Source organism: Nostoc sp. DedQUE12b (assembly GCF_034530835.1).
In the GTDB taxonomy this organism is placed as follows: Bacteria; Cyanobacteriota; Cyanobacteriia; order Cyanobacteriales; family Nostocaceae; genus Nostoc.
Genome location: NZ_JAVRCI010000080.1, coordinates 15,529 through 29,748 on the forward strand (window position 1 = coordinate 15,529; position 14,220 = coordinate 29,748).

Annotated in this window: 11 protein-coding genes and 1 pseudogene; 5 read left to right on the forward strand and 7 right to left on the reverse strand. The window is 40.6% G+C overall.

The genetic code is table 11. The features are described 5' to 3' along the window. The first annotated feature begins 1 nt into the window (after nt 1). The 4 genes from RMY16_RS27120 (at nt 2) to RMY16_RS27135 (ending at nt 4,612) form a co-directional block, all read left to right on the forward strand. Entirely contained in the window at nt 2–835 is an 834-nt protein-coding gene (locus RMY16_RS27120; protein WP_322738965.1) for an O-methyltransferase, read from the forward strand. 68 nt (nt 836–903) lie between these two features. Then, nucleotides 904–2,301, forward strand: coding sequence for an ATP-grasp domain-containing protein (locus RMY16_RS27125; RefSeq protein WP_322738966.1), 1,398 nt, complete (start codon nt 904–906; stop codon nt 2,299–2,301). Between the two features lie 157 nt (nt 2,302–2,458). Beyond that, a complete protein-coding gene (locus tag RMY16_RS27130) occupies nt 2,459–3,511 on the forward strand; it encodes a D-alanine--D-alanine ligase (protein ID WP_322738967.1) in 1,053 nt (350 codons plus the stop codon). A gap of 282 nt (nt 3,512–3,793) precedes the next feature. Continuing rightward, nucleotides 3,794–4,612: a beta-1,6-N-acetylglucosaminyltransferase gene (locus RMY16_RS27135; protein WP_322738968.1), complete on the forward strand. Its 819-nt coding sequence runs from the start codon at nt 3,794–3,796 to the stop codon at nt 4,610–4,612. Between the two features lie 183 nt (nt 4,613–4,795). Here RMY16_RS27135 and RMY16_RS27140 read toward each other — a convergent pair whose 3' ends face one another. The 5 genes from RMY16_RS27140 to RMY16_RS27160 form a co-directional block, all read right to left on the reverse strand. Continuing rightward, nucleotides 4,796–5,599 (reverse strand): phytanoyl-CoA dioxygenase family protein, encoded by an 804-nt coding sequence (locus tag RMY16_RS27140; protein ID WP_322738969.1) that lies wholly within the window; start codon nt 5,597–5,599, stop codon nt 4,796–4,798. Between the two features lie 200 nt (nt 5,600–5,799). Next, complete coding sequence (locus tag RMY16_RS27145) at nt 5,800–7,293, reverse strand: MFS transporter (RefSeq protein WP_322738970.1); 1,494 nt, start codon at nt 7,291–7,293, stop codon at nt 5,800–5,802. Nucleotides 7,294–7,322: 29 nt separating this feature from the next. Further along, complete coding sequence (locus RMY16_RS27150; RefSeq protein ID WP_322738971.1) at nt 7,323–7,604, reverse strand: NUDIX domain-containing protein; 282 nt, start codon at nt 7,602–7,604, stop codon at nt 7,323–7,325. A gap of 194 nt (nt 7,605–7,798) precedes the next feature. Continuing rightward, entirely contained in the window at nt 7,799–8,659 is an 861-nt protein-coding gene (locus tag RMY16_RS27155) for an alpha/beta fold hydrolase (RefSeq protein WP_322668394.1), read from the reverse strand. Between the two features lie 267 nt (nt 8,660–8,926). Continuing rightward, nucleotides 8,927–9,145, reverse strand: coding sequence for a hypothetical protein (locus RMY16_RS27160; protein WP_322738972.1), 219 nt, complete (start codon nt 9,143–9,145; stop codon nt 8,927–8,929). A gap of 209 nt (nt 9,146–9,354) precedes the next feature. Here RMY16_RS27160 and RMY16_RS27165 point away from each other — a divergent pair, with 209 nt between their 5' ends. Continuing rightward, the gene (locus RMY16_RS27165; protein ID WP_322738973.1) at nt 9,355–12,546 is read left to right on the forward strand and encodes a type 2 lanthipeptide synthetase LanM family protein; all 3,192 of its coding nucleotides are present in this window, start codon (nt 9,355–9,357) and stop codon (nt 12,544–12,546) included. Between the two features lie 212 nt (nt 12,547–12,758). Here the strand turns inward: RMY16_RS27165 and RMY16_RS27170 are convergent, their stop codons facing one another. Together RMY16_RS27170 and RMY16_RS27175 are read right to left on the reverse strand one after the other, a co-directional pair. Then, nucleotides 12,759–13,202, reverse strand: coding sequence for a hypothetical protein (locus RMY16_RS27170; protein WP_322738974.1), 444 nt, complete (start codon nt 13,200–13,202; stop codon nt 12,759–12,761). A gap of 157 nt (nt 13,203–13,359) precedes the next feature. Then, nucleotides 13,360–14,220: pseudogene (locus tag RMY16_RS27175) on the reverse strand (WD40 repeat domain-containing protein); the annotation flags it as partial.

Sequence of the window (14,220 nt, forward strand, 5' to 3'; positions counted from 1 at the left end):
TATGACGAGTGTTTTAGGACGAGAAACAGCTAGACCGATAACGCCACATAGCATCTTAGTAGCGCAGCTACAGCAAACCCTAAAATTAGCAGAAGAGAACAACATTCCCGTAGAGATATTAGATTCTTTGCGGCAGGGAGTTCAATTAGCGGCGGGTTTAGATCCCTACTTGGATGATTACACCACCCCCGAATCGAGCGCATTGACAGCATTAGCGCAAAAAACAAGCATTGAAGACTGGAGCAAACGCTTCAGCGATGGTGAAACAGTGCGTCAACTAGAGCAGGAAATGCTCTCAGGACATTTGGAAGGACAGACATTGAAAATGTTTGTTCATATCACTAAAGCAAAGCGTGTTCTAGAAGTAGGAATGTTCACAGGGTATTCAGCTTTAGCAATGGCAGAAGCATTACCAAGTGATGGGCAACTTATCGGTTGCGAAGTAGATCCTTATGTTGCTGAATTTGCTCAAGCTTGCTTTAGTGAGTCTCCCCACGGCAACAAAATCGTTGTAGAAGTAGCACCTGCCTTAGAAACACTCCACAAGCTAGCTGCTAGAAAAGAAGTATTCGATCTGATCTTCATTGATGCAGATAAAAAAGAGTATGTAGATTACTTCCAGATCATTTTGGATAGTAACTTACTGACTCCCGACGGGTTAATCTGTGTGGATAACACTTTGTTGCAGGGACAAGTTTACCTACCACCCGAACAACGTACTGTTAATGGTGAAGCGATCGCTCAGTTCAACCGTATTGTCGCCGCCGATCCTCGTGTAGAGCAAGTTCTATTACCCATCCGAGATGGTGTAACCCTAATTAGACGCGTGGTGTAGCGAAGTTTGTAGAGACGTTGCAATACAACGTCTCTACAATAAACACAAAGGAAAGACTGGAAAGACTTATGGCACAATCAATTTCTTTATCTCTACCTCAATCTCCAACGTCATCAACAGGTGTTAGCGTAAAGGTAGTAGCTCTATTCAAAACTCTCGGTACTCTGACATTATTACTAATAGCCTTGCCGTTCAATGCTTTGATAGTATTGATATCTTTGCTGTGGGGCATTGTGCGCTCGCCGTTTACGAAAAAAGCTGTCGTAGCTGCTCATCCTCAAACTATCTTGGTAAGTGGAGCCAAGATGACTAAAGCGTTGCAACTTGCTCGCTCTTTCCATGCCGCAGGACACAGAGTTATTTTGATTGAAGGTCACAAATACTGGTTGTCTGGTCATAGATTTTCAAAGGCGGTAAGTCGTTTTTATACGGTTCCGGCTCCACAAGAAGATCCTGAAGGCTATATCCAGGCGCTAGTAGAAATCGTCAAAAAAGAAAAGGTTGACGTTTACGTACCTGTATGCAGTCCTGTCGCTAGCTATTATGACTCTTTAGCAAAGCCTGTATTATCAGAATACTGCGAAGTTTTCCACTTCGATCCAGATATAACCAAAATGTTGGATGATAAATTTGCCTTTACCGATCGGGCGCGATCGCTTGGTTTATCTGTCCCCAAATCGTTTAAAATCACCGATCCTCAACAAGTTATCAATTTCAATTTTAGTCAAGAAACCCGCAAATATATTCTTAAAAGTATTGATTACGACTCCGTTCGCCGCTTAAATTTAACCAAACTTCCCTGCGACACCCCAGAAGAAACAGCAGCCTTTGTCAATAGTTTACCCATCAGTCCAGAAAAACCTTGGATTATGCAAGAGTTTATTCCGGGTATTGAATTATGCACACATAGTACAGTGCGCGATGGGGAATTAAGATTGCATTGCTGTTCAAACTCTTCTGCGTTTCAAATCAACTATGAAAACGTCGAAAATCCCCAAATCCGTCAATGGGTGCAACACTTCGTCAAGAGTTTGGCACTGACTGGGCAAGTTTCTTTCGACTTTATCCAAGCTGAAGACGGTACTGTTTACGCCATTGAATGCAATCCCCGTACCCATTCGGCAATTACAATGTTCTACAATCACCCCGGTGTTGCAGATGCCTATCTTGGTGAAACTCCCCTAGCTGCACCTCTAGAACCTCTAGCAAGTAGCAAACCGACTTACTTCCTCTATCACGAAATCTGGCGACTAACTGGTATTCGTTCTTGGAAACAACTGCAAACATCGGTTAATACTTTAGTGCGGGGCACTGATGCTATTTACAGTCTTGATGACCCTATACCATTTTTGACTTTGCATCATTGGCAAATTCCTTTACTTTTGCTGAAGAATCTGCAACAACTCAAAGGATGGGTAAAAATAGACTTCAATATTGGCAAACTAGTGGAATTAGGTGGCGATTAAATAATTTGTAATTCGTAGTTCGTAATTCGTAATTGAAGAATTCTGTAGATCATAGCCCCCTCTTCGCTTGCGGGGAGGGGGTTGGGGGTGGGGTTCTTATAGCCCACTCAACCGAGAACCGCTATATAAATACTAACAATACATAGGAAGATGAATTATGCCAGTACTTCGTATCCTTCATTTAGTTGGGTCTGCATACAATAATTTTTACTGTGATTTATCACGCCTTTATGCCCAAGACTGTCTCGCGGCAACGGCAGATCGATCGCAATATGATTTTCAAATTGCATACATCACACCCGATCGCCAGTGGCGATTTCCTCCCTCCCTCAGCCCTGAAGATATTGCTGACACCAAACCGATGACTCTGTTTGAAGCCATAGAGTTTATAACAGCGCAAAACATTGACCTCGTGTTACCACAAATGTTTTGTATTCCTGGAATGACTCACTACCGCGCCCTATTCGACCTGTTGAAGATCCCTTACGTAGGCAATACTTCAGATATTATGGCGATCGCGGCACACAAAGGCAGAGCTAAAGCAATTGTTGAAGCAGCAGGGGTAAAAGTGCCTCGTGGAGAACTGCTTCGCCAAGGAGACGTTCCGACAATTACACCTCCAGCGATCGTTAAACCTGTAAGTTCCGATAACTCTTTAGGGATGGCCTTAGTCAAAGAGGCTACTGAATATGACGCTGCTCTCAAGCAAGCATTTGAATATGCTTCGGAGGTTATTGTAGAAGAATTCATCGAACTCGGTCGAGAAGTCAGATGCGGCATCATTGTCAAAGATGGGGAACTAGTGGGTTTACCCCTTGAAGAGTATCTGTTAGACCCCCATTCCAAACCCATCCGCAACCATGCTGATAAACTCCAACAAACGGACGATGGTAACTTGCGTTTCGCCGCTAAAGATAATAAGAAGTCTTGGATTGTAGACCCTAACGATCCGATCACCCAAAAGGTTCAGCAAGTAGCTAAGAAATGCCATCAGGCTTTGGGTTGTCGTCACTACAGTTTATTTGACTTCCGCATCGATCCAAAGGGAGAACCTTGGTTTTTAGAAGCCGGGTTGTATTGTTCTTTTGCCCCCAAAAGTGTGATTTCCTCTATGGCGAAAGCAGCCGGAATCCCTCTAAATGAGTTATTAATTACAGCTATCAATGAAACGTTGGGCAGTAATCAAAAAGTGTTGCAGAATTGCTCGTGAATTTATCACCATAGGTTTTCTGCTTGTAGTGGGTAGGAGAGCGATCGCTATATTAAAAGTCGGTTGAGACTGCGATCGCTCTCCAATCGCTATTTGAATATAGCTAAAACCTTATTTAAATAATCACAAATATTTATTTATATAAACATACATATTTTAAAATATTTTCAATCTATACAACTTAAGCAAATGTCTGACTCCTCCAGAAATCCGATAGGTTTTATTTTACTAACTCATACAAAACCTCTACAAATTTATAGACTAATAAATAAGTTAAATAGTATGTTTAACTTTCCTCCAATTGTGTGTCATCATGATTTTTCAAAATGTAATTTATCTGTAGATGTTCTATCAAAGAATGTTTTATTAGTACACCCTCATCTTCAAACAAAGTGGGCAGATTTTACTTTAGTAGAAGCCACAATGCAAGCACTTCTATTAATGTATGAGGTTCCAAATCCACCGGATTGGTTTGTATTACTTAGTGGCGCAGACTATCCCATTAAAACTGCAAAGCAAATATTGGACGAACTAGCCTCAAGTCAATATGATGCTTATATTCAATACGAGCAAATCACATATAAAACTTATAAATCTGATGTAAGCCCGAATATGTTGTGGCTAAAAAATTCTTATCAACGATACTGTACAAAATCGTTTTCTTTTCATTACTCAAAAAGACATCTGGCACATCTGAATGTAGAAATATGCTTGGAACATCCGTTATTGACAAAACCATTCCTTCCTTTTTCCAAAAAACTTGCTTGTTTCAGTGGAAGTCAATGGTTTTGTGCTAATAGCAAAGCTGCTAAGTACATTATCGATTTTCACAGCAATAAAAATGCATTAACCTTGTACTACAATAAGCTTAAGTATACAGATGAGTCGTATTTTCAAACTGTACTTGCTAATGCATCTCATCTGAAGCTGCAAAACGACCGACGACGCTATATCGATTGGTCAGATGGAGGCTGTCATCCCAAAACATTACTTATGGAAGACTTGCCAAATTTACTCGCATCATCTGCTCATTTCGCTCGAAAATTTGATATTGATATAGATAGCAACATTCTTAATGAACTTGATAGGATTACATCCTAGCTGACTTTTCACGCTATCTGAAAAATTCTCTCTTTCTAGGAGAGAGACTTTAAATTTTGTCAAGTTAGTAATGAAAAGTTTGTAGTAAGCACTTTAGTGTTGAAAAAATAAGGACTAAAGTCCTTACCACAAACTTGCTTATCGATTAATTTAAAGTTGATACAGTAGTAGCGATTTCTCCAACTAGCGATGCAGTTCAACTCTAGGAAATATATCGCAGTCTATCGGCTCACCAGGTTTTTTGGCTTTGAATGAATTTAATTCTGGTAAATCAATTTCTTCAACAGGTCGGAAAGGCCATGCTTTCGGGCGTTCATAGTAAGTAACATCATCACCAGTCCAATTCGTTACTACTGCACGTCGTTGTGTGGAAGATATGTTAGTTACTGAATGATGAATTGTCAGAAAATGATGAATCAAGCAATCTCCAGGCTCCATATCCCAAGATAAAATTTCCTGCGGTTCTGGCTCTACAAACCAAGAGGGGTTTGATCCTTCACGCAACTCTTTGCCCCATCGATGAGAGGCTTTGATATACTCTAATCGACCATTTTTTTGGTTGACACTATCTAAAGCCAGCCAAATTTTACAACACTGCCAGCCTTGTATTGGCCAGTAAGGTAGGTCGTTATGCCACCCAACACGGCTGTTTGTTTTCGGCTTTTTAACAAAGAAACCGTCAGTCAAAAAGTTCAGTTTTTCTGATTTCAAGACTTGAGCAGCGAGCGTTGCTAGCGGAGATTCAAAAGCCAAAGCACGGAAATCAGCATCAGTGAGCCATAAGCTACTGGTATGTTCCACATGACCTTCCGATCTGGGAATGCCCTTAACTTCTAAAGGGCCAGGGATTAATACATTCTTGTCAACGGCTGTTCGCATCCGTTCTACCCAGATGTCATCCAAAACATTTTTGACGCAGATAACACCGTCTCGCTCGAAAGCTTCAACTTCTTGGGTGGTGATTTTTGATGTGTCTACCTTAAGCATTACGAAAAAATCAATAAAGTCAGATTTATGTAATAACAGATTTTTATAATCTGCTTTACTAACATTAACTTGGTCACTATGTTATGAATCTTTTTTACTGTAGAGTAAAGATGTAAGTTAGCAGTTCTTCCTATAGGTGGATAAATCTCCAGGTTGAGTACAACATTCTTTATTCATATCCGTAACCAAGAAATTTCATTCTAACTACCCAAATCTTTTTTAACAATGAGTGGCACAAGTGAAGCTAATCGTAATACACCAGATACAATAAATACTTCTGCTATGCCAAAAGACCCAGCAAATTGAGCAATGAAGCCACCGATAGTTGCTCCTAAAGCACCACTTGCTCCAGCGACAGCTGCTGCTGTTGCAAAATATATAGACTGATTTTTTACAGGTGCAATCTCTATCTGAAGATTGTTGTTACACAAGTCAACTCCTCCCCAATTAGCCCCAATGAAAATGTGTAACAGTGGCAACCACAGCCAGAGGTCGAGAGGACTAGAACCCATCTTCAGCCACAGCCAAGGTATAACTGCAATTAGAATTCCATTAAAAATTAGAATCGGACGATTGCCTATTTTATCTGCTAATCTACCCCACACGATGAGCATGAGCATGTGTGCCCCTGCTCGCAGGCTGTTGTAGAAAGTTACCCAACTCACATCCAAGTTCAGCGTATCTAGTAAGTAGAGATTAAAAAATGGAGCACTCAGGTTAACAGCAAACGTCCATAAGCCGAAATAAAGCAGAAACACCAAAAAATTAGAGTTTTTCCAAATGCTGCTATCTATCTGGTTTTGAGGAGTTGGCATTTGCGGCAGAGAGATTGGTTCAGATATCTCACTAGGTTCATTTGATGCCGAGTCTGATTGAATCTCACTGGTTTGAGATGAGTTAGCATATGGTGCCGAGTCTGACTGAATCTCACTAGTTTGAGATGAGTTAGCATAATAAGTATTTTCTAATTGAGGATTTATATCAACCTGGAAATACTGACACCCCAAGCTTACAATTCCAAAGATAATGCCTAAGAGCAAAATCACCCCATAACCTTGGATAGGTCCCCCGTACCAATGTGATACAGCTAGACCCGCTATTGGCAAACCGACCAACTCGGTTAAGTTGGCAAGGCTATTGCGTAGCCCGAAATATCTACCTCGTAATTGCCGTGGGACTAACATTGCTATCCAACTCAACCAAGATGCGGCTCCTAGTCCTCCTAAAAAATGGCTGCATACGAGAATCAAAAGCGACAATATCACTAATTGGTTGGAATTCAGCCCTCCCCAACTAAAGCTAATAATGCCAATTACTAAAATCAGCCATAGTAGCCGACCAATCCCATGAGTGCGAAGGGAATACTGAAAGCGGCTATTGCTGCGTTCAGACAAATAAGCACCCATCGGCTGAAAGAGATTCACCAACATGGGGATAGAACTCACCATGCCAAATACCACTGGACTGGCATCCAACCCCACCAAGAAATTACCTAGCAAAATTCCGCCAGTACCAATAGAGAAAACTGCTGCGAAAACACCATCGACAGTAGAAGCCCTCAAACTCCTGCGAATACCATCTTTAGAAATACGAGGGCTGAATGTTGAGGTAGGAGAGAGTGTTGTTGATGGTGAAGCAATCTGAGCAATTTCTATAGAAAGAGGCGCACCTGTTTCAATTTGAGAAGAATCCATAAATCTGTATTTCAGAAAATAATTAGGATTTACGCATCATACATATGTACTATACTAACTTTAGGCTTTTGATCTGTGTCTAATACCCAAAAGAGTTGCAGTAAGCACCTGATTAAATCTATTCCCACTTCTTCTTTTGCTTCTCTGACTACAGCCTGCACAAAAGTTTCATTTCCATCTCCTAGACCGGCAACAACACTATACTTTCCATCTTCATAGCCTGTGTTAAAACGTCTAATAAGTAATATTTTCTCATCCTTAATCAAAATTAAGTAAGAAGCTGGTATCAGCTTAAATGGATTATTTTTCATCAGAGTCATTATGAATGCTTTTCATAAATTTTATGAAACTTAGTATCTGCATTTCTTATTAAAAATGAAACGCGCTTCAGATTCTAAGTTCTCTAAAGGTTTGACCTAATTATTTAATAGTTATTGTAGCAGGTTTTGACTCCTTTTTTCTCAGGTTTTGTGATAAATCTGGGGTTAGAATATTACGAATTAATCTAACGTTTGTAAACTAAGAAACCCGCGATCGCATCCAAAAGTGCTTCTGGCTCATCTGCGCGGATCAAATGACTGCTATTCTCAAAAATTCTCAAATCTGCATTAGGAATTGCCTGAGCAATTTCTTCAGAAAATTCTGGGGCGCAAATCCAGTCATGCCGACCTGCAATCACTAAAGTAGGTGCAGTAATTTTGTGTAGCTGGTCAAGAATATTGTAGTTGCGGAGGAAACCGCCAAAAGCAACGTTAATCGCATCAACTGAGAGAATATTCCGCTGCCAAGCAATAGCTGAGGTGGTGGGATTATATTTTAGCGAATACATTGATCCCAACACTTGAAAATATTGTCTTAACTGTTCCTCATTTTCAAAATTCCCATCCCAAAGCCGTTGAGCGCTTGCTTTTTGTTCTTCAGTTCCCTTTGATGCAAGGATTTCCTTAGCCCGTTCTAAAAAGCCACTATGGGCTGCCGTGGCAATCACAATCAGATGAGAGACATTCTGAGGATAGCGGACTGCATAAGTCAGAGCCACCATACCACCGTAAGAACCGCCAATCACAACGATTTTGTCCAGACCAAGGTGTTGGCGCAACGCTTCCATATCTTCAACATTATTGTCTAGAGTATAGGTTTCTTTAAGTCCACGGGCAGACCTTCCTTGACCGCGATGGTCAAAATAGACTAGTTGAAGTTTTCGGCTTAAAGCCGAGAAGGTTGGTTTGAAGGAAGTATGATCTGCACCAGGTCCCCCGTGAATTAGAAAGGCGACAGGTTTAGAGCAGATGTTTGCACCATCCACTACTAATGCAGAACCTTCCACATCAAAGAAAATCTCTGTATTTCGTATTTTCGCTCGCATTTTTGGAATTGTATAAAATTACATGACTTACGCCTAATATGAATTAGGAAAAAAGGCAAGAGAAGTAAGAAAATGAAAGTTATCAGCTTTTCAAATCATACTTCCCACATTTAGCATAGACCTTGGAACGCTGATCACAACAATCTTTGTCACATTTGATCAGTTCTTTGTCTTGGTTGGATAGTTCAGCATGGGAAAAGCGACCCCTTGCAGATATCTTGAAGCGATCGCCCATATTCAAGTTAGTAGTTATTGGTTGCTATTTTCTTACATATTGGGACAGGTTGGCATATCATCTCCAACGAGTAGCCTTGCGAGACTGGGCAAAGCCTCACCGTCAGTTGGGTGAATATGAACCGATTGCTCGAGTACCTGCCACGTTGCTTTAGCTTCCATCAGCGACAAAAAGACATGCACCAGTTCAGCCGCTTCGTATCCAACCAGCGTTGCTCCTAAAATCAAATTCGTCTGGATGTCGATGACCATAATGTTTTGGGCTATTTTATTTGTTTTTTTGGCGTTGCATAATTATGAACAAAGGGTGCTGAAACATGAATTGTCCTTAATGCGGCTCGAATCATATCCGTAACAATTTCTAATTACGTAGCTTTTACACCTAATAGCGGTATTATAAATTACGAATTATGTAACTTGCTTCTTGCATGATTGCACTCCCAAGGAATGTTTCCTAAAAAATGAAAGTTCAAAAATCTGACTTAACGCAGATTACTGCTCAAGCTAGCTGTTTATCTGAACGTCTGGGCAAACAGTTACAAGTTACTGATAGTGAACAACAGCTAACATTACGTCTTCACCGCTGGTGTAAGGTAAGTGCTCACGGAAACTGGGAAAAATTCCAGAAGCGGCTACTTTGGGATGGGTTAGATGTTGAGCAAGTACAGCAGGCTTTGCGATCGCTCCCTGTGGTGGATAGTCAAATTTTACCAGTTTGGTCAGAGACTTTGAGGGCAATGATTGAAACTGCTTCTAATTTTCATCCCCCATCATTGACTCCGATTAATCCCCAAACCTTAGCATTTCAAGAACTATTGCTACCGACAATCTTTGTGGCGCGACAGCAGTTATTAATTCGTTTGGGTACTAATTCCCTATCTGATGAACATCTACCTTTAAAAATACTCTCTGAGTCTTCTTACCTCACTTTTGAGTGTAGCTTGTTGGAAAAACTACTCAATCTCAGTGCCAAAACTTTGACAGCAGAATATTCCCATTTTGTTGCCTTGGAGCAGAAATTTCCTGATCGGATGGGAATAGAATCACAAAATCAAACTAATCCTCAAGATAAATACAATACTTTTGTGGAGAAACTCTTAGGGGATGGAATGTTAGGGTTTTTCCAGCAATATCCTGTTTTAGGACGCTTAATGGCAACTGCTGTTGATTTTTGGGTTGAAGCAATCGCAGATTTCCTGCAACGTCTGCAAGCAGATATTCCAGCAATTCAGCAAATATTCTCTCCATTGCAGTCTCATCTGGGAAAAGTCATTGACATTCAGCCTTCTCTTTCCGATCCCCATCATCAAGGAAGAACGGTAATTGCCCTTACCTTTAAATCGGGACTAAAACTAGTATATAAACCCAAAGGCTTAAAGGCAGAAGTAGCTTTTACTCAGTTCTTAGATTGGTGCAATCAGCAGGATATTTCCTTACCTTTCAAAGTTCTGAAAATATGCGATCGCTCTGATTATGGTTGGGTAGAGTATATTGAGCATCTACCCTGTATAGACAAAGCAGCAGCACAGCGATTTTACCAGCGATCGGGAATGCTATTGTGTTTACTGCATATCTTAAGAGTAACTGACTGCCATCATGAGAACTTAGTCGCCAATGGGGAACATTTTGTCCTGGTGGATATGGAAACCCTCATGCAACCAGAGGCGAAACTGATGACAGACTTTCCCGAAGAAACGGAAGTTGAGAAAATAGTAGGTAAACAATTCTGGGATTCTGTAGTACGTACCGGACTTCTGCCTCGTTGGAATTTTCTAGAAAATGGCTACATTGCCTATCAAAATAATGCCCTCAGCAGATGTCAGAATCATCCCTCTCCTGCACTAACGAACGTACCCATGTTAGATGGTATTCCTCTCGAAGGTGGAGACTATCTTGATGAAATCGTATGGGGATTTGAACAGATATATCGTTTATTAATCTCCCGCAAACATATTTTATTAGCTGAAGATAGTCCTTTGGCGGCATTGAAAAATGTGCAAGTCCGATTTATGTTTAGGATGAGTCAGGTTTATGCAAAAATTTTACAACATATTCAATCCCCCAAATGGCTGCGTAATGGAATTGATAGAAGTATAGAAATTGATCACCTAAGTCGAGCATTTCTGGTTGTTGACGAAAAACCCCATTATTGGGGGATTTTATCAAAGGAACTCCAGGCAATGGAGCAGTTAGATATTCCCTATTTTAGTGCTTGTCCTGGCAGCGATGAACTAGTGTTAGAGCCAGGGGAATCTCTTGCAGAATATTTCCAAGAGCCAAGTTACAAAACTGTGCAGACTCAGCTAGAAAACTTGAGTGAAGCAGATTTGGCGCGACAAGTAGAAATTATTAAAGGTTGTTTTTATGCCGAAGGAAAGGCAGTAAATTTAGAGAGAGATTCAATCACTCTAGATTCCGTAAAAAGTCAGAGCCATAGCTTAATTTCTTTGACAAAACAACAGTTACTTCAAGAAGCAATGCGGCTGGCAGAGGAAATTCAAGCACAGGCAATTTGGGGAAATGATGGTAGTGTCAAGTGGATTGGTTTTAACTACTTTCCCAATGCTAAGTGCTTTCAGTTTGAACCTTTGGGTGACAATCTCTACAATGGTAATAGTGGTATTGCTCTATTTTTGGCAGCTTTAGATTATGTGAGGGGAACAAACCAGTTCCGAGAATTGGTGATGGGAGCGTTGTTTTCTACCCGCAAGTTTTTACAGACATTTGATTTTGAGTCCCATCGCAGATTTGTCAGACAGGGAATTGGGGGTGGTATGGGTTTAGGTTCCCTTATCTACGGTTTGGTAACAATTAGCCAATTTCTTAAGGAACCTGCACTTGTGGAAGATGCAACGGGGATTGCTAATTTCATTACCCCCGAATTGATTGCGACTGACCAGCAATTTAATATTATTTATGGGGCATCTGGGGCTATTTTGGGGTTATTGTCCCTCTATCACCACACTCAAGAGCCAAAGATTTTAGAACGGGCTATTAACTGCGGTCAGCATTTATTAAACCATCAAGTTAAGGTGGCAGGAATACCCCAGACTTGGAATATTTTACAGCAAGGGCAATATACAGGTTTCTTTCATGGTGCAGGGGGAATTGCTTATGCTTTACTCAGGCTCTATGCTATCACCGCAGATTCAGCCTATTTAGCAGCAGCAAAGGCAGCAATGACTTATGAGTGGAGTGTTTTTCTACAACAAACAGAGAAAAATATTCAATTCAGTAGGTTTGATATTGCAGGGGAAATCCTTTTAGCGCGTTTAGCTAGTTTATCTATTTTAAATACAGATGATGTTTATCAAGAATTAGAAATAGTTTTAAGAACTACACGCACAAATGATTTGATTGATGTAGATGCTATTGAGTGCGGTAATTTTGCCAAGATGGAGATGCTATTATTAGCTGCACAAAAACTTAACCGCCCAGAGTTACGAGAAGAAGCAATCATGAAAGCTTTTTATATAGTAAACGCTGCTCAACTTGCTGGAGGTTATCAGTTTATAAAATTGCCAATTTCTGTGTTTAATCCTGGTTTATTTCACGGGACTGCGGGGATAGGTTATGAGTTATTGCGAGTGGTTGAAGATTTGCTTCCTTCAGTATTATCCTTTTGTATAAGTCCTGCTCAATTCCATCGGTGACAGATGCTTCTGGAGTATTAGCTTTAGTAATACCAGCGGCTCGAATTATTTCGACGCTAGCTGCTATTGGGGAATCACTATTAAATGAATGCTGAATACTCCAAAAGTGACGATGGTTAAAACCTTTCTTTTACGTTTATTTCCGAAAGTTTTTGAGCTACTAAATGTACCAAAAACAAAGTTTTATGGGGTTAATGTAAGCGATAAAGACCTCAAAAAGGGCAGTCAGTATCAAGATAGCAAAGCTGAGCAGTCTTAAGGTTAATTTTAAAGCCTTGATGTGCACGTTTTGTATCTATGGGAGCTGTAGCTCTAAGGTTTTCCGCTATTACTCCGTATACTTGCTCGTTATCAATACGGATACCATTTGCCTGAAATCGGCTTCGGATGTATTGAATTAGTTCTTGGTGTCTTTCGGGTTTCTCCACGAATTGCTGAATAGAACTAAAAGATATTATTTCCTTGTCACCTACGAAAACATCTGAATCCCTGGAGCAGATATCGATTGGAGAAGTCTTTTTGCATTCTGGTGGAGTGTTAGCTATTAATTCTAACTCCTCATCACTCAATTCCAAATCTACATCCTCATCTAAAACCTGTGTTCCATACATTTGCTGCAATAAAGCATTGGGTGTAAATCCATCAATATTAAACATAGCTATTGATCTCGCCTGGTTAATCAATAGGGGTATGGGGAGATCGGGAGGTGGGGGGACAAACATAAGGATGTATATTGTAATTTTTCGTGTCCTGTATTAATCTATAGCAGTTTTTTTAAATATACACTAATCATTAAGCCTTATAGGGAAATGTTTAATGATTATTTTTACTAATAGTTGCATGATCGCACAGATGCTTATCGCTTTGATCATTAACGGGATTAGTTTTAAAATACTCGTTCATAAAATTGCACCCTTCCTTAAGTAAATAATCAAAATCCCATCTCCACAGTTTCACTGTGTTGTCACGGCTAGCAGAAGCTAGCATCTTGCCATTGGGGCTGAAGCTGACTCCATTAACCGCATCTTTATGCCCAGTTAGGGTTTTAATTTCTTTGCCAGTAGAGGTATCCCACAGTTTCACCGTCTTGTCAGCACTTGCAGAAGCCAGCATTTTGCTATCGGGGCTGAAGCTGGCACTGTAAACCATTTCTGTATGTCCAGTTAGAGGTTTTAGTTTTATTTGTTGATCGGTGGAGGTATCCCACAGTTTCACCGTCTTGTCAGCACTTACAGAAGCCAGCATTTTGCTATCGGGGCTGAAGCTTACCCCCCAAACCCAATTTATATGCCCAATTAGAGTTTTTATTTGTTGGTCGGTGGAGGTATCCCACAGTTTTACTTTGTTGTCAGCACTTGCAGAAGCCAGCATCTTGCCATCGGGGCTGAAGCTTACCCCCCAAACCGCATCTTTATGCTCAGTTAGAGTTTTAATTTGTTGACCGATGGAGGTATCCCACAGTTTCACCGTCTTGTCAAAACTTGCAGAAGCCAGCACTTTACCATCGGGGCTGAAGCTTACCCCCAAAACCGCATTTGTATGCCCAGTTAGGGTTTTAATTTCTTTGCCAGTAGAGGTATCCCACAGTTTTACTTTGTTGTCATCACTTGCAGAAGCCAGCATTTTACCATTGGGGCTGAAGCTTACCCACCTAACCTTTTCTGTATGCCCAAT

Excerpts from the sequence above, each read along its gene's own strand:
- RMY16_RS27120 (WP_322738965.1), top strand. The coding sequence starts at position 2 with ATGACGAGTGTTTTAGGACGAGAAACAGCTAGACCGATAACGCCACAT.
- RMY16_RS27125 (WP_322738966.1), top strand. The coding sequence starts at position 904 with ATGGCACAATCAATTTCTTTATCTCTACCTCAATCTCCAACGTCATCA.
- RMY16_RS27130 (WP_322738967.1), top strand. The coding sequence starts at position 2,459 with ATGCCAGTACTTCGTATCCTTCATTTAGTTGGGTCTGCATACAATAAT.
- RMY16_RS27135 (WP_322738968.1), top strand. The coding sequence starts at position 3,794 with ATGTTTAACTTTCCTCCAATTGTGTGTCATCATGATTTTTCAAAATGT.
- RMY16_RS27140 (WP_322738969.1), bottom strand. The coding sequence starts at position 5,599 with ATGCTTAAGGTAGACACATCAAAAATCACCACCCAAGAAGTTGAAGCT.
- RMY16_RS27145 (WP_322738970.1), bottom strand. The coding sequence starts at position 7,293 with ATGGATTCTTCTCAAATTGAAACAGGTGCGCCTCTTTCTATAGAAATT.
- RMY16_RS27150 (WP_322738971.1), bottom strand. The coding sequence starts at position 7,604 with ATGAAAAATAATCCATTTAAGCTGATACCAGCTTCTTACTTAATTTTG.
- RMY16_RS27155 (WP_322668394.1), bottom strand. The coding sequence starts at position 8,659 with ATGCGAGCGAAAATACGAAATACAGAGATTTTCTTTGATGTGGAAGGT.
- RMY16_RS27160 (WP_322738972.1), bottom strand. The coding sequence starts at position 9,145 with ATGGTCATCGACATCCAGACGAATTTGATTTTAGGAGCAACGCTGGTT.
- RMY16_RS27165 (WP_322738973.1), top strand. The coding sequence starts at position 9,355 with ATGAAAGTTCAAAAATCTGACTTAACGCAGATTACTGCTCAAGCTAGC.
- RMY16_RS27170 (WP_322738974.1), bottom strand. The coding sequence starts at position 13,202 with ATGTTTAATATTGATGGATTTACACCCAATGCTTTATTGCAGCAAATG.